Genomic DNA, 15,761 nt, shown 5'->3' on the forward strand with positions numbered 1-15,761 from the left:
CGGGAGAACTGTGAACCGGATCATGATCCAGGCCTTGATGGCGGGAAATTGATCCGGTTTTTGATATTTTTCGCTGACGCATGGATGCGATGATGACAAACAGGTAACCTTCCAGGGGCCCTGTTTGCCGCTTATCACCAGCCACGGAAGGAAACCGCCGATGCAAGCCGACGTCCGGGATACCGAGCCCCTGGATATGGATCTGGATCTCCCCGGCCCACCGAAGCCCCGGGCCAGTTACTGGGTGGTCGGGTGGATCATTCTGCTGGTACTGGTTGCCCTGATTGTGTGGGTTCTCCACAGCACCGATATCGAGCTCCCGACGGTGGACAGCCTGGAGACCCTGGACCCGGGTACCACCTTCACCGGTGATCATGGTGAGGTCCGCTTCCCCGTGGCCGGGGAAGGCTGGGAGCGGATCCAGCCCGGTGTCTTCGGTGACGAGGATACGGCCTATGAATTCCGCGGTCCCCATGAATCCGCCCATATCGTCATCAACGACTTTCCCGACAACACGCTGGACGAGGTGGTGGCCTGGCGCAAGTCCATGGCCCATGACGACATGCACCAGAGTGCCTGCGAGGAACATCGGACCCTGGCGGGGCGGGCGCTGTCCGTGGTGTCCCATTACACCTGCTGGGGCCGGAGTGCCGGGGAGCCGGCGGTGTGGGCCGGGACGGTGGTGGAAACCGGCCAGGGTGTCCATGAAATGCTCGGCTACCTGAATACCCCCGAAGGCTCCTTCGGGCGGCTGGAGCCGGAAATGCGGGTGATGGTAGGAGGCTTCGAAGCACCATGAAGCAATGGATGATCCTGGGGATCCTGCTGCTGGCCAGTGTGTCGGCCAGTGGCAATGTTCAGTGGGGGGAGCCGGATACCACCATACTCGGCTGGTACGCGGAGAATGTCCAGGCCCGGGAGCGCCTGCCGGATCAGCTCACCCTGCTGGTACAGGATGTGCGGATCCATGTCAGTGAAGATGAGGTCCGCAAGCGTGTCCGGGAAGTGTGGTTCTATTCGGACACGGCGGATGCCCATGACTATGGTACCGATACCATAACCTTCAACCAGCACTCCGACACCCTCACCATCCATACGGCGGCGTCCATTGACCGCTATGGTGAGCTGCGGGAGATGGACCCCGACACGGTGCGGGTGACCAACGTGCAGCAGGACAATATCTTTACCGATTCCCGGCAGGCGGTGCTGACCATTCCCGGCATTGGCGCCGGGTCCGTGACGCTGCTGGAGTATGAACTGGTGGAAGACCGCCGGGCCCAGGAAATGCCCTGGCTGGAAACCTGGTACCCGCAGTGGTTCCGACCCCTGGAGCACTTCCGCCTGTCGGTAAGCTGGGAAGGGGAGGAGGCGCCGGAATGGACCAACTCCAGCGATCTGGTGAGCTGCCGGGAGACCCCCGGAAAGCTGACCTGCAAGGGGCGGAACCTGCCATCGGCGGTGTGGGAGGACGGCATGTCGATCGCCGACACTCTGGACCGGATCGTGCTCGCCGCTCCCATGACCTGGTCGGATGTGGTCAGCCGCGCCCGCACGGAGTTTGCCAGGGCCACCGACGACGTGACCGGGGCCGATGCGCTGCTGGCCCGGCTGGTACCGGAGGGTGCGTCGGCGGCCGAGGGCCTGTCCCGGGTCCATGATTTCGTGGCCAGGGACATTCGCTACGTCTCGCTGTCCGAGCATGGCAACACCATTACCCCCCATAGCGTTGCGGACGTGCTCAGGTCCCGGTACGGCGACTGCAAGGACAAGTCCGCCCTGCTGACCTATCTGCTGACTGAACTGGGCTATGATCCCTATCCGGTGCTGGTGGCCACCGATCAGGGCGATCCGGAGACGCTGGGGGTGCCCTCCATGGGGTATTTTGACCACATGGTGATCTGCCTGGACCTGTTGGATGGCACCACCTGCATGGACGCCACCGATGCCTATACGGATGCCGGCAGCACGCCGGCCTGGATCCAGGGCCGGGTGGCTCTGCCGCTGCGTCCCAACGAGACGCCGACGATTATCCCCCGTGACGACTACCGCTGGACCCTGGATGTCAGCACCGAACTGACCTTCCTGCCGAACGGCGGCCAGGCGGAGAAACAGGTCCGTTCCTATCACGGCGCCTACGCGGGCTCCATGCGCTCAATGCTGGCGGGCCGGACCTCCGGTGAACGGCTGGAATGGGCACGGGAGCAGTATGCCTCGGTGATCAGTGACCTGGCTGTGCCGGAGTTTGATTTCGGCCAGGTCAACGCCCTGTCCCCGGAACTGACCGTATCGTCCAGTGTGGACTACCCGTCGTTCCTGCCAGTGGATACCGACCTGGAGTACGTCGAATACGATGCCTGGCTAAAGGCGGAGCTGGAAAGCATGTATCCGACCAATGAGAGGTATGGGGCAGAGTTCGCGGGTCTCCGGGTGACCAGCCGTTTCGATGTGGACCTGGGCGACGTATGGACCCTGCAGGACCCGCCGGCGGAACTGGATTTCCAGCACCGCTTCGGCCGCCTGTCGCGGACGGTGGAAACGGTTGGCAGTGGCCGTTTCCGGGTCACCAGTGTGCTGGATGTCCCCCGCCAGGACGTGCCCCCGGAGAAACAGCCGGAACTGCGGGAGCTGCTGGAACTGATGGCGCGGGAGGCGAAGCTGGACTTTACCGGCACCCTTCGATAGCGCCACGGTGTCGAAGGGGCGTTGACTACCACCTCTCGCGGTTCTTGAGGGTGACCTGCTCGTTCAGGGTCCAGAAGTCATACAGCACCCCGATAAAGAAGAGGCCACCTGTGAACAGGTAGATAATCCCGGTGATCCACTTACCCATGTACATGCGATGGACACCGAACACCCCCAGGAACGTCAGCAGGATCCAGCTGACGTTATAGCTGGTCTCGCCACCCTGGTAACGCAGGTCCGCTTCCCGGTCCATGCCGGGAATCAGGAACAGGTCGATAATCCAGCCGATAAATAACAGCCCCAGGGTAAAGAACCAGATGGTGCCGGTCACCGGCTTGCCGTAATAGAAACGGTGGGAGCCGAGAAATCCGAAGATCCAGAGCAGGTAGCCGATCACAACACTGTGGGTATTGCCGGTACGTTGTATATCCATGGGAGCTCCTGATGCGTCCGGAAGTTCGGCTCATCATAATCATTTTCAGGGCGATACCGCTATCGCTATGCTGGTAGGATGCTGTTTTGTGTGAGGGAGGCTCCTTGACTTGACCATCCGTCGCAGCCTGCGCGTCCTGCTGATTATCCTGCTTGTGCTGGCCGGTATTGCCTGGGGTAGCTGGTCGTTGGTCCAGGCCCGGCTGGCGGACCTGGGCATCGAGCGCATCGAATTTTCCGGCACCGACCTTGGCTGGAACCGGATTGCCTTCCGCTCCGTGGAGCTGGTCTGGTCCGGCAATGGCCGCTCGTTGTCCCTGGAAGCCGCCGATCCCCGCCTCACGCTGGATTGGCTGGACTGGCAACTGGACACCCTGGTGACCGGCCCTACCCGTATCACCCAGGCGGGCAGTCTCCAGCCGCCATCATCGTCCTCTCCGTCTCCAGCCCCGACCTCGCCCACCGGTCGCGGCGCCAACGCCCTGGAACTGACCCTGCCGGATACCATGCCCTTCTGGCTGCCCCGTCACCTGGAGATCGAGTCGTTGCAGGCGTCCTTTCCCTGCCAGGGATCGCGGTGTCGTTTCCAGGGGCAGCTTGAGTTCCACCGGGAAGATGAACGGGCCCGGGCGCAGGTGGATGCCACCCTGGCCCGGGACGATCATACCCTGGCTATCCAGGGGGATGTCCGCCTCGGATCCGGGGCACGGGCGGGCACCATCACCGGTGGTGAGGTGCGGATCAGCGGTATCCGGCCATGGCTGCCCGGATCCATGGCAGCGGAACTGGAGCGGCTGGTGCCCGCCAGCGCCACCCTGCGGTTTTCCCCCGGGGGAGAGCCGACCCCCGGCCAGTGGCCGATGAACGTGGCGCTTACGTCCGAGGGCGGGGCAGGGCCTGCATTCGAGGGTGAGGTGGTGCTGCATACCGGAGACCCCTGGCGCCTGGACATTACCCGGGGGCGGCTGACGGCCGCCCTGGAACGCTGGACGCAGTCTGGATGGCTGTTGAAGGACCTGCGGGCGGACCTGCCGGTAACCGGTGTGGTCGCTCCATCCGACGCCCGGCTGACCCTGGCTTCCGGCGCCACGGTCCGGGTACGCCATATGGACGCCTTCGGCTGGGACACGCTGATGTGGCTGGACGGAGTGGCCCTCTCGGCCGGGGGCCTGGTGGTCAGGCTCGATGATGGCCAGTTCAGCGCCGAGGGTCCCCTGGCGCTCTCGGCGGAAGAACTGCGTTATCCGGGACTGGTTACCCAGGCCTGGGAGATGGTGGCGAACGTGCGCTGGCGGCAGGCGCTGATCGCCGACGGCGAACTGGGCAATGCCGCCGGGGCTGTCATGCCCTTCCAGGTGGAGCGAGACGCCGGCGGGGCACTGGAGGCGGACCTGTCCATGGTCCTCACGCCGGACGACGAGGCCAACCACCTGGCACAGACGCTTGCCGCCTGGCCGGAATCCCTGACCCTGGATAAGGGCCGCGTTGACGTTGCCGCAAACCTGGCCATGCCACCGCAGGGGAGTCCCGATATCTCCGGTGAGATCCTGTTCGACCAGGCATCGGGCCTGCACCGGACGATGGCCTGGCAGGAGCTGTCCGGCCAGGTTCGGGGCCGGTGGCAGGGGGACCGTCTGTCGGTAAGCACGGAATCGCTCGAACTGGCGAGCCTCAATCCGGGTGTGCCCATCGGTCCCATTCGCCTTGGGGGCGACTACGAGGCGGACACCGGCGCACCGGGCCAGGGCCGCCTGACCCTGACCGAGGCGTCGGCCGGTTTTGCCGGTGGCAGCCTGAGTATCCCGGAAACCACCACCTGGAACCTGGGGGAAATGCCCCTGCGGGTGCCAGTGGATGTGCGGGGTATGCAGTTGTCTGCCCTGATGAACCTCTACCCCACCGAGGGCCTGGCCGGCGAGGGCACCCTGGAAGGCCGGCTGCCGGTAGTGGTGGGGCCGGAGGGTGTGCGTATCGACGATGGCCGGATTACCGCCCTGCCGCCGGGCGGGCGCCTGCAACTGCCGGCGGACAAGCTCCGGGGCATGGTGCAGGGGAACGCCGCCATGGCGCTGGTGGCCCGGGCCATGGAGAACTTTCACTACCGGTTGCTGGAAAGTGGCATCAACTATGGTGAGGATGGCACGCTGCTGCTGGACCTGAAACTCAGGGGATCCAGCCCGGAGGTGGACAGCGACCGTCCGGTCGTGCTCAATATCAACCTGCAGGAGGACATACCGGCACTGATGACCAGCTTGCAACTGAGCGGTCGAGTCAACGAGGCGGTGAAGGAGCGGGTTCGTGAACGGTTGATGCAGGAAGGTGTCGAAACCCAGTGAGCCTCTGAATAGCGAACAAGTTGCCCGGCCATGTCGGGCCAAACCCCACAAGGAGATGTTTCTATGGTCAGATCGTGCGCGGGAGCGATGATGGTCACGGTGGTGCTGACCGCCCTGATGACAGCCTGTACCCCAACCGTCCAGATGGCGGCTCCCAAGGAGCCGATCACGGTAAATCTGAACGTTAAGATCCAGCATGAGATCTACGTCAAGGTGGACCGGGAAGTGGATGAACTCTTCACTGACCAGGGCCTGTTCTGAGTCTGATTCGAATGGTTTCAAGGAGCTGCATGATGACACTGCTGAAAGTCGCAACCACACTGGTCATGACCCTGTTTCTGGCCCTGCCCGCCATGGCGATGTCACTGGATGAGGCCAAGGGTCGCCTGACTGAAGCCAAGAGCCAGGGCCTGGTGGGGGAAATGCCCACCGGTTATCTGGGGGTGGTCTCACCGGGGGGCGATGCCGCCGAAATCGTGAAGGCCATCAACGATGCACGCCGGATGGAATACGCCCGTATTGCGGAGAAACATGGTATTGCCGTCAGTGAGGTGGAAGCAGTCGCCGGCAAGAAGGCGATCGAGAAGACGCCCAGCGGCGAATACATCCAGGTGGATGGTAGCTGGGTACGCAAATAGCATCGGCGCGGGGGCTGGTATTTATTCCTGTAGGCAGCTATCTTGATCAATGGCTGCGCCGGTCGGAAAGGTTCCGGCCGGTCCCCTGATCAGGAGTGCCCCCAATGAAAACAATAACCGACCAGTTGGCCAACTATGCCAGCTATCATCGCGACCGTCGCAACATCATCACCCATTTCATCGGAATCCCCATGATCGTGGTGGCTATCGCCATCCTGTTGGCCCGTCCGGCCTTCGAGGTGGCGGGCATCACCATGGCGCCCATCTGGTTCATTGCCCTGGCCAGCGTGGTCTACTACCTGGTGCTGGACCTCCGGTTCGGCCTGGTGATGGCCGTGCTCATGGCCCTGGCGGTCTGGGCCGGCATGCAGGTAGCGGCGCTGTCCACCACCGCATGGCTGGCCTGGGGTATCGGCCTGTTCGTGGTGGGCTGGGTTGCACAGTTTATCGGGCACTACTACGAGGGCCGCAAACCCGCGTTTGTGGATGACCTCGTGGGCCTGTTGATCGGCCCGCTGTTTGTGGTGGCCGAGGCGGCCTTCGGGTTCGGCCTGTGCAAATCCCTGCAACAGGAGATCGACCGCCGCGCCGGCCCGGTGCATAACGGTCACGACCGGACGGCTGCCAGCCACTAGCGATCGTTCGGCACCATTGCTGATCCACCACGCCCCGTCACCATGATGGCGGGGCGTCTTCCACCCTTTTGCCGACGGAAGTCCCGATGTCTCCAAACCCGGAACGCCCCCACCTGCTGATCATGGTGGTCTGCGGCCTGCTGACCAGCCTCGTGGTGATTGCCTTTGCCCGCATGGCCTATGGCCTGATACTGCCGCCGATGCAAGCGGACCTGGGCCTGAGCTACCAGCAGGCCGGCATCCTCGGCACCATTACCGCCCTGGGCTACCTGGCGTTCGTGCTGGCGGGCGGGATAGCCGCCGCCCGGTTCGGGGCCAGGCTCACCATCGTCTTCGGCCTGGTCTCCGTTGCCGTGGGTTTTGCGGGGCTGACGGTGGCCTCCCACTATGGCTGGCTGCTGGCGCTGATGGCCCTGCTGGGGTTCGGCACCGCCTTCAGCTTCGCCCCCATGGTGTCACTGCTGGCCACCTGGTTCCCGGAAAAGCGGGGCCTGGTGATCGGCCTGATGACCAGCGGCGTGGGTCTGGGCATGCTGCTGGTCGGGGCCCTGGTGCCACTGATGACCGACTGGTTCGGAAATAATGGCTGGCGGGTAAGCTGGGGCATTTTCGGCGTTGTGGCCCTGATCGTGGCGGTACTGGTCACCGTGTTTGCCAAGGACCCGCCACGGCTGGCCACCGCCGGGGCCGGGTCTCCCCCCTCCGCCGACAAGTGGCTGATCTACCGTAATGGTCGTGTGATCACGGTGGCCACGGTGTACGGCATCATCGGGGTGACCTACATCGTGCAGGCCATTTTCATGGTCAGTTTCATGGTGTCGGAAGGGCACAGTGAGGCCACGGCCGGCGCCTTCATGGCCATGACGGGCCTGCTGTCCATTGCGGCGGGTCCGTTGTGGGGCTGGCTGTCGGACTATTGGGGGCGGGGCAATGCGCTCACCAGCTCCCTGGCCCTGGTCACCCTGGCCATGGGGCTGCCGCTGGTGGACCAGTCCCTGGTGACCTTCTTCCTGCACTTCCTGGTCATGGGGCTGTCCGTGAATGGCATGTTCGCCCTGATACAGGCCAGTGCCACGGACCAGGTGGCGCCCCGCTATATTCCCATTGCCTTCAGTTTCGTCACGGTGTTTTTCGCCACCGGGCAGTTGATCGGCCCGGCGGTCTCCGGCTGGCTGATCGAGGAGGGCGGCGGCTTCCGGGTGGCCTTCGGGTTTACCTTCCTGGTGTTGTTACTGGGGGTTTTCCTGACCCTGAGGATCCGGCGTTTTCCCAAACAGTGGGCGGTGGGTGAATCGCCCGGGGACTGATCAGGCTCACGGGTCTTCAGGCCGTCTGGGTTTCATCGGTCAGGGGCGCCTGGCTGACTACCCGGTTGCGGCCTGTTTCCTTGGCCTGGTAGAGGGCCTGGTCCGCCAGGTGGATCAGTTCTTCCGGCGCGATCTCCCGGTAACTGCAGGCGACCCCTGCCGACAGCGTTACCGACAGGGTGGCGCCGTCCACCGGTACCGGGGTACTCTCAAACACGCGCCGATACTCTTCGGCCCGGGCCTCGGCGGCCTCCAGCCCGGTCCCCGGCAATACCACCAGGAACTCCTCGCCACCGAAACGGCAGACAATGTCGCTGGCCCGGGACAGGGTGGTCAACGCCAGGGCCAACTGGCTGATCACCAGGTCCCCGGCGTTGTGGCCATGGTCATCATTGACCGCCTTGAAGTGATCCAGGTCGATAAGCACCAGGCTGAGCGGATCCCCCTGACGCAGGCAGCGGCTGATCTCCCGCTGCAGGCTGTCGTCCAGGTAACGGCGGTTGTAGAGGCCGGTCAGCGGGTCCCGGTTGGCCTGGTCCTGGAGTTTTTCCTGGAGCTGGCGGTTTTCCGCGATCTGCTGCTTGAGCTCCCGTTCCGTCAGGCGTTGCTGTTCCCGGGAGTGATAAAGCACCTGGTTGCGGCTGAAGGACACATAACCCACCAGCAACAGATACAGGGAAATACTGGTTACGGCCAGCACGGTGGTGAACCAGTGAGTATCCGGCAGGAACCGGAAACCGGCATAGAGGCCGCCGAACAGGACCCCGCCCGCCAGTCCGGCGAGGGCGTGTAACACCCCCGGTGGCCCCCGGAACACCATCAGGTTTATGGTGGTGCTGATGGCAAGGATGAACGTGATCCACAGCGGGAAACCCAGGCCGGCGATCCACAGTCCGAAGATGACGGAATCGATGACCAGGTTATTGATCTCCGAATGCATGGAGTTCTCCGCCTGACGGGCCCGCAGGTAGGCCAGCTGGGGCCACAGGAGAAAACTCAGGGCCAGTGCCGGGTAGAGCCACGGGGACAGCTGCTGTAGCCAGACATGACTGGCCAGCGTCAGGAAGACGGCGACAAATGACCAGCTCCGGTTGCGCCGGTTCATGTGGACGACCCAGTGGGGTTGCGGCGTGGGTCTGGAAGGAGAGACGGACATGAGTTTTCTGGCCTGATTCCTTTACAATCCCGGTAATAACCGGGTTCCGTGGATGCCTGTACTGAAGTCCTACAGTATAGGGCAACACTGATGATTTTGTGAGCAAAAATATCCATGCCGGGACACCAGGAGCCATTGAGAGCGGGCGAGGGAAAGGGATCATGGAACTGGAACACCTGTACCAGCAGCACTCGCGACAGGTCCTGGCCAGCCTGATACGGCTGACCGGTGACTTCGAGCTGGCCGAGGAGTGCCTGCAGGAAGCCTTTGCCGCCGCGCTCCACCAGTGGCCACAACAGGCGGTGCCGGACAACCCGGTGGCCTGGCTGGTGCGCACCGGGCATCACAAGGCCATCGACCAGATCCGCCGACGCCAGACCGCTCGCGACTACAGCCACCAACTGGCCTGGCAATCCGAAGGATCAGTGCCGGCGGAGGTTGATGTCTACGAGGACGATCTCCTTCGCCTGATCTTCACCTGCTGTCACCCTGTGCTGCCACCGGAGTCGCAACTGGCCCTGACCCTGCGGGAGATGTGTGGTCTCACCACCGAGCAGGTGGCCAGTGCCCTGCTGCAGAAACCCGCCACCGTGGCCCAGCGGATCGTGCGGGCCAAGCGCAGTATCCGCGAGGCGGGTATCCCCTACGAGGTCCCGGAGCAGCGGGAACTGCCGGAGCGCCTGGCACCGGTGCTCCGGGTGGTGTACCTGATGTTTAATGAAGGCTACAGCGCCAGCGATGGACAGGCCATGGTGGACGTCAGCCTGTCGAGCGAGGCCATCCGGCTGGCGGCGCTATTGTCGCGGCTGCTGCCCCAGCCGGAAGTATACGGGCTGCTGGCGCTGATGCTGCTGCATGATGCCCGCCGGGAGGCCCGTCAGGACGCCGAAGGCAACCTGGTCCCCCTGGACGAGCAGGACCGGAGCCGCTGGGACCAGGGCCAGATTGAACAGGGGCGGCAATGGCTGTTGAGGGCCATGGCCCATCCCGGACCGGGGCCCTACACACTGCAGGCGGCCATCGCCGCGGCCCATGCGGAACCCGCCGACCCGGCGGCGACGGACTGGGACGACATTGCCGCCCTCTATGGCCTGCTTTACCAGCAGTGGCCCACCCCGGTGGTGGCCCTCAACCGTGCGGTTGCCATCGCCATGCGGGATTCGCCCGCCCGGGGGCTGGAACTGCTGGACGAGCTTGCGGGCGAAAAGGCCCTGCAGGGTTATCACCTGTACCACGCCGCCCGGGCCGATCTCCTGCGTCGCAATGGCGACACCAGCCAGGCCAGGATCGCCTACCAGCAGGCGCTGACCCTGGCCCGGCAGGAGCCGGAGCGACGTTTCCTGCAAAAACGCCTGGAGGAACTGCCCGAGGCCTGAAAAAAGTTTCCGGTGGTGTCGAATGTGTCTGCCGCTATCCGACCTTGATGTGGAACCCGATTAATCACAGTCCATAACAGGGAGGATGCATTATGAAATTCATGCTGATACGGCGTGCAGACGAGGATACCGAACAGGGCGTCATGCCATCCGACGCCATGCTGGAAGAAATGGCCCGCTACAACGAGCGGATGACCCAGGCGGGGGTATTCGTGTCCGGCGAGGGGCTCTGGCCCAGCCGTGAAGGCTACCGCATCAACTTTCACGATGGTGAGCCGGACATCGTCAAGGGTCCCCTGGCCGAACCGGACGCCCTGATCGCCGGATTCTCGGTGCTGGAGGTGGATTCAGTGGAGGAGGCCCTGGACTGGGCCCGGCAATGGCCCACCATGGACCGGGACGGCAACACCCGCCTGGAACTGCGCCGCTTCTACGAACTGGAGGATTTCGATCCTGGCGAGGGCCTGGACCGGCACCGCCGGTTGCAGACGCAACTGGCCAGGCAGCCACAACAGGTTAATACTCATCTGGTATTCAACGGCCAGTGCCGGGAAGCCATGACCTTCTACGCCGATCTGCTGGGTGGAGAAATCGAGGCCATGATTGCGTTCTCTGACACCCCGGTGGCCACCGAGGTACCGGAGGATTCCCGGGACCGGATCGCCCACAGTGTGGTCAATATCCGGGATCGCCGGCTCATGGGGTGTGATATGAACGCGGAGTGCTACACCCCGCCTGCCGGGGCCTGCGTGCAGCTCGAGTACGGGGATGTCGAGGGGGCGGAGCAGGTGTTCCGGCAGCTCTCCGACGGCGGCACGATCCAGATGCCGTTCGAGGAAACCTTCTGGGCGGTACGCTTTGGTGTGGTGGTGGACCGCTATGGTATTGGCTGGATGATCAATGTTGGCAAGCCGGAAATGGAGATGAACCCATGAAATATGTCGCCCTGGTCTACTACCAGGAGAGCATCGTCAACGATATGACGGAACAGGCCTGGCACGACCTGAACCAGGAGTGCCTGGGGTGTGTCGAGAAACTCACCGAAGGTGATCATTTCCTGGCGGGCCAGGCGCTGGAGCCGGTGGCAAGCGCCACCACCCTGAAGGTTCGCGACGGCGAGGTGATGTTGTCCGATGGCCCCTTTGCCGAGACCAAGGAACAACTGGCCGGCTTTTACCTGCTGGAAGCCAGGGACCTGAACGAGGCCCTGCAACTGGCCAGCCATATCCCCCCGGCCCGTCTGGGCAGCATCGAGGTCCGCCCCGTGCGGGAGCTGCCCCCCAAAGACGAATAGCCGAGTCATAAGGAGAAAGAGCCATGAGCTATATCGATGGATTTGTGGCGGCGGTACCCACCGCCAATCGTGAAAAGTACGTCCAGCATGCCAGTGATGCCGGGGTGGTGTTCCGGGACTATGGCGCCACGGAGTTCGTGGAATGCTGGGGCGATGACGTGCCGGAGGGGGAGGTGACGTCCTTCCCCATGGCGGTGAAATGTCAGCCGGATGAAACCGTGGTGTTCTCCTGGATCGTGTGGCCCGACAAGGTTACCCGGGACCGGGGCATGCAACAGGTGATGGAGGACCCGCGCCTGCAGCCGGATGTGAACCCCATGCCGTTCGATGGCAAGCGGCTGATCTATGGCGGCTTTGAGGTGGTGGTCCGTAACTGACCGGACACTGACCCTGTCGAATCGGTAATTGTACGGCCTTTATAACCCGTCCGCCCGGCGCCATATAGTGCTATAAAGGTTTGTCCGGGCAGGCGGGCTGAATGTCCCAATTTACCTGCCTGGCTCCGTTTCTGACAGCATAAGGAGGAGCCATGAACAAGTCACTATCCGCTGCCATTACCACCATGCTCCTGGTGACCTCGGCGGCCTGGGCGACGCCGGAAAGTCAGGGCATCCGGCCCATGGGCGACAACCAGCCGGATCCGTCACCCACGGAACAGGCCGACAAGACGAGGGAACGACACCAGGGCGGGCCGCACCGTGGCGAGGAAATGCGAAACCATGGTGATGAGATGCGACAGCAGGGCGATGAAATGAGGGAACGGCATGGCCAGGGCAAGGATCCTCATGGTGAGGAGCGCTGGAAGGAACGCGACGACAGGGGTAACGGGAACCCCGGGTCACCCGGCAACGGTAACCGGGGCGACAACTGACCGGTAGTGCCCCGGCCGGAGCCGGGACACCCGGTGATTACTTGATGGCCACCGGGTTCACCGGTGAGCCGGTGCCCTGTTCCACCTTCAGTGGTGCTGCTACCAGCAGGAAGCTGTACTGACCGTCGTCGGCGCTGTCCGCCGCCAGATCATCCAGCCACCAGATCTCCGACAGCACCACGCCCATGTCCCGCATCAGCGCACCGTGCAACGGGATGATGTAGGTTTCACCGTCGATTTCCTGTACCACCTTTTCCACGGCGATATTGTCGGTGGCGATCATCGGCGTTTCCATCTGGTCGAGCCAGCTCAGGAACTCCTGGCTGTGGCACAGGCCGGGTTCGTTCATGGCGTTCCATTCCTCGTCCGGTTCCTCCTCCCAGAAACGGGCGATGGAGCCGGTGCGGATCACCAGGATATCCCGCTTGTTGATGGTGGTGCCCTGGGCCTCGGCGGTGGCCTGAAGGTCGTCCAGGTTGATGCAGGTGTTGGTGGGCAGACGGTGCAGGTCATCGCTGCCCATATGGCGCCCGACGTCCAGCAGTACCGCCCGTCCGACGATGCCTTTTTCCCCGATCTCGCCCACATCCGCGTGGGTGTGGCCATGTACTGAGGTGGCCTCACTCTTGCCACCGTAGATCTGGTCGCCGTACCAGGCATGGGCCAGGCCATCCACATGGGTAGTGCCCTGCAGGTACATGAAGGCCACATCATCGGAGTACTTCATGCCGCCCGCCGCCGGTTCGGCCTTGCCGGCCATGTACACGCCGGCGTCGGTGGCCATGAAGTGCTGCGTCGGCACCCGTCCCGGGAACACCGGCCCGGAGCCGGAGGTCATGGGAATCTGAAGAGTGAAGGTCTTGCCGCTCTGGATAGCGGCAGCGCCGTTCTGGACCTCCGTCTGTCCAAGGTAATTGAGGGCGCCTACCTGGTCGTCCTCACCCCACTTGCCCCAGTTGGTGGGGGCATCGCTCTGCAATGTCTCCATGGGGGTTTGCTGGGCCATGGCCATGGTGGACAGGCCAGCAATCAGGGACCCGGTACAAAGGGCCAGGATGGATGGTTTCAAGGGCATGGTTGTTCTCCTTGTTTGCATTGATTGTTGTTGTGTTTGATCACCGGCGGCGCTCGGGCGCGACGCCGGTGAGGTGGTGCAAGGGAGAAAAATCTGGTCTAAGTGTAGTCTTCAATTACAAATATTCAGTCAAATAGAATCACCTGTCGCACCGCCTTGCCGGCGGCCAGTTTCTCGAAGCCTTCGTTGATCTGGTCCAGGGTCAGAGTGTCGGTGAGCAGTTTATCCACCGGCAGTTTGCCCTGGCGGAACAGGCTGACATAGCGGGCTACATCCCGCACCGGCACGCAGCTTCCCACATAGCTGCCCTTGAGGGTGCGTTCCTCCGCCACGATGCTTACCTGCTGGATGGCCACCTTTTTCTCCGGATGGGCCAGGCCGCCGGTCACCGTGGTGCCACCGCGGCGGGTGATCTGGTAGGCGAACTCCAGGGCTTTCTCGGAACCGGCCATCTCGATGGCGCAGTGCACGCCGCCGTTGGTCAGTGCCTTGATCTTTTCGACACAGCCTTCCTCGGCGGAATTGAAGGTATGGGTGGCCCCCAGTTCCTTCGCCAGGGCCAGTTTGCCCTCGTCCAGGTCGACGGCGATCACCTCGCCGGCGCCGGCCACCAGGGCTCCCAGCACACTGTTGAGGCCCACGCCCCCCAGGCCGATCACCGCCACGGTCTGGCCGGGTCTGATATCGGCGGAATTGATGGAGGCGCCGACCCCGGTCAGTACCGCGCAGCCGAACAGGGCGGCGTGGTGCAGGGGCAGTTCCGGGTCCACCTTTACCAGGGAGTCCCGGGCCACCACGGCATGGTCAGCAAAGGCGGACACGCCCAGGTGGTGGTTGACGGCGGTGCCGTCGGCCCGGTGCAGGCGATGCTCGCCGCACACCAGGGTGCCGGCGTTGTTGGTTTTCGCAGCGGGCTCACACAGGGCGGGACGGCCTTCGGCGCAGGGTTCACAGTGGCCGCAACTGGGTACGAACACCGCCACCACATGGTCACCCGGTTTGAGATCGCGAACGCCGTTGCCCACTTCCTTCACGATACCGGCGGCCTCGTGGCCCAGGGCCATGGGCACCGGGCGCGGGCGGTTGCCGTCGATCACCGACAGGTCGGAATGGCACAGGCCGGCGGCCTTGATCTCCACCAGCACTTCGTTGTCCCCGGGCGGGTCCAGTTCCAGTTCCTCGATCACCAGCGGTCGGGTCTCGTTAAAAGGCCGTTCGGCGCCAATGGCCTGTAATACGGCGGCTCTGATTTTCATGGTGAGTCTCCTTGTTGCAGATCGATCAGTCATCGGATGATTCTGAACGATCCCGGCGCCCCTGTGAAACTTCCCCCCGCTCGATCTGCCAGGTGCTGTCCACCAGATCGGCGGAATGGGCGTCGTCGGATTCGGCGATCAGTACCGTCAGGCCTTCGCCCCGCAGGTCGCCGATCACGGACGACAGGCGCTTTGCCAGCACCGGGGCAACACCTTCAAAGGGCTCGTCCAGCAGGATCATCTCGCGGCCCGGAATCAGTGCCCGGCCCAGGGCCACCAGCTTCTGCTGGCCGCCGGACAGTTGCAGGGCCTTGCGCTCGCCAAAGTCAGCGATTTCCGGCATCAGCTCGTACACCCATTTCAGGCGCTGCTCGCCATCGCGGATCTTGTTGGCCCAGGCCGGCATCAGCATGTTTTCGGTCACCGTCAGTTCCGGAATCAGCCGGCGGTCCTCGGGCATGTAGCTGATGCGCATGTCCGCCCGGCGGTAGGCGGGCTGGCGGGTGATGTCTTCACCCTTGAAGCCGATGGTGCCCCGGTCCGACGGCAGCAGTCCCATCACGGCCCGGATCAGGGTGGTCTTGCCAGCGCCGTTGAGGCCGATCAGCCCGGCCATTTCCCCGGTGGGAATGGTCAGGTTCACGTCCCTGAGGATGCCGATGCCCTCGATCGAGACGTCCAGGTTGGCGATTTCCAGGCTCAT

General features: G+C 63.5%; 17 protein-coding genes. 12 read left to right on the forward strand and 5 right to left on the reverse strand.

The annotated features are described in order from the left end of the window. The first annotated feature begins 160 nt into the window (after positions 1-160). Positions 161-799, forward strand: a complete 639-nt coding sequence (locus ACJO3T_RS17940) for a hypothetical protein (protein ID WP_406979374.1) — start codon at positions 161-163, stop codon at positions 797-799. Continuing rightward, positions 796-2,682, forward strand: a complete 1,887-nt coding sequence (locus ACJO3T_RS17945; protein WP_406979375.1) for a DUF3857 domain-containing protein — start codon at positions 796-798, stop codon at positions 2,680-2,682. Before ACJO3T_RS17940 ends, ACJO3T_RS17945 begins: the two co-directional genes overlap by 4 nt. A 25-nt stretch (positions 2,683-2,707) precedes the next feature. On the opposite strand, the gene ACJO3T_RS17950 is transcribed toward ACJO3T_RS17945, so the two are convergent. Beyond that, positions 2,708-3,115, reverse strand: a complete 408-nt coding sequence (locus tag ACJO3T_RS17950; RefSeq protein WP_406965078.1) for an NINE protein — start codon at positions 3,113-3,115, stop codon at positions 2,708-2,710. Positions 3,116-3,224: 109 nt separating this feature from the next. Between ACJO3T_RS17950 and ACJO3T_RS17955 the strand changes: the two genes are divergently transcribed. The 5 genes from ACJO3T_RS17955 (at position 3,225) to ACJO3T_RS17975 (ending at position 8,030) form a co-directional block, all read left to right on the forward strand. Beyond that, the gene (locus ACJO3T_RS17955) at positions 3,225-5,450 is read left to right on the forward strand and encodes an intermembrane phospholipid transport YdbH family protein (RefSeq protein ID WP_406979376.1); all 2,226 of its coding nucleotides are present in this window, start codon (positions 3,225-3,227) and stop codon (positions 5,448-5,450) included. A gap of 63 nt (positions 5,451-5,513) precedes the next feature. Beyond that, positions 5,514-5,711 (forward strand): YnbE family lipoprotein, encoded by a 198-nt coding sequence (locus ACJO3T_RS17960; protein WP_406965080.1) that lies wholly within the window; start codon positions 5,514-5,516, stop codon positions 5,709-5,711. A 29-nt stretch (positions 5,712-5,740) separates the two neighbouring features. Next, a complete protein-coding gene (locus ACJO3T_RS17965) occupies positions 5,741-6,088 on the forward strand; it encodes a YdbL family probable chaperone protein (RefSeq protein WP_406965081.1) in 348 nt (115 codons plus the stop codon). Positions 6,089-6,192: 104 nt separating this feature from the next. Beyond that, positions 6,193-6,723 carry an Mpo1 family 2-hydroxy fatty acid dioxygenase gene (locus ACJO3T_RS17970; protein ID WP_406965082.1) on the forward strand — a complete coding sequence of 177 codons (531 nt, stop codon included), beginning with the start codon at positions 6,193-6,195 and terminating at the stop codon, positions 6,721-6,723. Between the two features lie 86 nt (positions 6,724-6,809). Beyond that, positions 6,810-8,030: an MFS transporter gene (locus ACJO3T_RS17975; protein ID WP_406965083.1), complete on the forward strand. Its 1,221-nt coding sequence runs from the start codon at positions 6,810-6,812 to the stop codon at positions 8,028-8,030. Positions 8,031-8,046: 16 nt separating this feature from the next. On the opposite strand, the gene ACJO3T_RS17980 is transcribed toward ACJO3T_RS17975, so the two are convergent. After that, positions 8,047-9,135 (reverse strand): sensor domain-containing diguanylate cyclase, encoded by a 1,089-nt coding sequence (locus tag ACJO3T_RS17980; RefSeq protein WP_406979377.1) that lies wholly within the window; start codon positions 9,133-9,135, stop codon positions 8,047-8,049. Positions 9,136-9,347: 212 nt separating this feature from the next. On the opposite strand from ACJO3T_RS17980, the gene ACJO3T_RS17985 reads away from it, so the two are divergent. From ACJO3T_RS17985 to ACJO3T_RS18005, 5 genes are all read left to right on the forward strand, one after another. Then, a complete protein-coding gene (locus tag ACJO3T_RS17985) occupies positions 9,348-10,562 on the forward strand; it encodes an RNA polymerase sigma factor (RefSeq protein ID WP_406965085.1) in 1,215 nt (404 codons plus the stop codon). Between the two features lie 92 nt (positions 10,563-10,654). Beyond that, positions 10,655-11,497 (forward strand): YciI family protein, encoded by an 843-nt coding sequence (locus tag ACJO3T_RS17990; protein WP_406979378.1) that lies wholly within the window; start codon positions 10,655-10,657, stop codon positions 11,495-11,497. After that, complete coding sequence (locus ACJO3T_RS17995) at positions 11,494-11,856, forward strand: YciI family protein (protein WP_406965087.1); 363 nt, start codon at positions 11,494-11,496, stop codon at positions 11,854-11,856. Before ACJO3T_RS17990 ends, ACJO3T_RS17995 begins: the two co-directional genes overlap by 4 nt. 23 nt (positions 11,857-11,879) lie before the next feature. Beyond that, on the forward strand, positions 11,880-12,233 hold the full coding sequence (locus tag ACJO3T_RS18000; protein ID WP_406965088.1) for a DUF1428 domain-containing protein: 354 nt from the start codon (positions 11,880-11,882) through the stop codon (positions 12,231-12,233). 152 nt (positions 12,234-12,385) lie between these two features. Beyond that, complete coding sequence (locus ACJO3T_RS18005) at positions 12,386-12,727, forward strand: hypothetical protein (RefSeq protein ID WP_406979379.1); 342 nt, start codon at positions 12,386-12,388, stop codon at positions 12,725-12,727. A gap of 37 nt (positions 12,728-12,764) precedes the next feature. Here ACJO3T_RS18005 and ACJO3T_RS18010 read toward each other — a convergent pair whose 3' ends face one another. The 3 genes from ACJO3T_RS18010 to ACJO3T_RS18020 form a co-directional block, all read right to left on the reverse strand. Continuing rightward, complete coding sequence (locus ACJO3T_RS18010; RefSeq protein WP_406979380.1) at positions 12,765-13,802, reverse strand: cyclase family protein; 1,038 nt, start codon at positions 13,800-13,802, stop codon at positions 12,765-12,767. A 125-nt stretch (positions 13,803-13,927) separates the two neighbouring features. Continuing rightward, positions 13,928-15,058, reverse strand: coding sequence for a zinc-dependent alcohol dehydrogenase family protein (locus ACJO3T_RS18015; RefSeq protein ID WP_406965091.1), 1,131 nt, complete (start codon positions 15,056-15,058; stop codon positions 13,928-13,930). 25 nt (positions 15,059-15,083) lie between these two features. Next, positions 15,084-15,761, reverse strand: a complete 678-nt coding sequence (locus ACJO3T_RS18020) for an ATP-binding cassette domain-containing protein (protein WP_406979381.1) — start codon at positions 15,759-15,761, stop codon at positions 15,084-15,086.

Source organism: Marinobacter shunpengi (assembly GCF_045449715.1).
In the GTDB taxonomy this organism is placed as follows: Bacteria; Pseudomonadota; Gammaproteobacteria; order Pseudomonadales; family Oleiphilaceae; genus Marinobacter.

What these genes read in the sequence shown, in the direction of transcription:
- ACJO3T_RS17985 (WP_406965085.1), top strand. Translation starts at nt 9,348, where the DNA reads ATGGAACTGGAACACCTGTACCAGCAGCACTCGCGACAGGTCCTGGCC.
- ACJO3T_RS18010 (WP_406979380.1), bottom strand. Translation starts at nt 13,802, where the DNA reads ATGCCCTTGAAACCATCCATCCTGGCCCTTTGTACCGGGTCCCTGATT.
- ACJO3T_RS18000 (WP_406965088.1), top strand. Translation starts at nt 11,880, where the DNA reads ATGAGCTATATCGATGGATTTGTGGCGGCGGTACCCACCGCCAATCGT.
- ACJO3T_RS17945 (WP_406979375.1), top strand. Translation starts at nt 796, where the DNA reads ATGAAGCAATGGATGATCCTGGGGATCCTGCTGCTGGCCAGTGTGTCG.
- ACJO3T_RS17975 (WP_406965083.1), top strand. Translation starts at nt 6,810, where the DNA reads ATGTCTCCAAACCCGGAACGCCCCCACCTGCTGATCATGGTGGTCTGC.
- ACJO3T_RS17965 (WP_406965081.1), top strand. Translation starts at nt 5,741, where the DNA reads ATGATGACACTGCTGAAAGTCGCAACCACACTGGTCATGACCCTGTTT.
- ACJO3T_RS17980 (WP_406979377.1), bottom strand. Translation starts at nt 9,135, where the DNA reads ATGAACCGGCGCAACCGGAGCTGGTCATTTGTCGCCGTCTTCCTGACG.
- ACJO3T_RS18005 (WP_406979379.1), top strand. Translation starts at nt 12,386, where the DNA reads ATGAACAAGTCACTATCCGCTGCCATTACCACCATGCTCCTGGTGACC.
- ACJO3T_RS17940 (WP_406979374.1), top strand. Translation starts at nt 161, where the DNA reads ATGCAAGCCGACGTCCGGGATACCGAGCCCCTGGATATGGATCTGGAT.
- ACJO3T_RS18015 (WP_406965091.1), bottom strand. Translation starts at nt 15,058, where the DNA reads ATGAAAATCAGAGCCGCCGTATTACAGGCCATTGGCGCCGAACGGCCT.
- ACJO3T_RS17960 (WP_406965080.1), top strand. Translation starts at nt 5,514, where the DNA reads ATGGTCAGATCGTGCGCGGGAGCGATGATGGTCACGGTGGTGCTGACC.
- ACJO3T_RS17970 (WP_406965082.1), top strand. Translation starts at nt 6,193, where the DNA reads ATGAAAACAATAACCGACCAGTTGGCCAACTATGCCAGCTATCATCGC.
- ACJO3T_RS17995 (WP_406965087.1), top strand. Translation starts at nt 11,494, where the DNA reads ATGAAATATGTCGCCCTGGTCTACTACCAGGAGAGCATCGTCAACGAT.
- ACJO3T_RS18020 (WP_406979381.1), bottom strand. Translation starts at nt 15,761, where the DNA reads ATGAGCCTGGAAATCGCCAACCTGGACGTCTCGATCGAGGGCATCGGC.
- ACJO3T_RS17990 (WP_406979378.1), top strand. Translation starts at nt 10,655, where the DNA reads ATGAAATTCATGCTGATACGGCGTGCAGACGAGGATACCGAACAGGGC.
- ACJO3T_RS17950 (WP_406965078.1), bottom strand. Translation starts at nt 3,115, where the DNA reads ATGGATATACAACGTACCGGCAATACCCACAGTGTTGTGATCGGCTAC.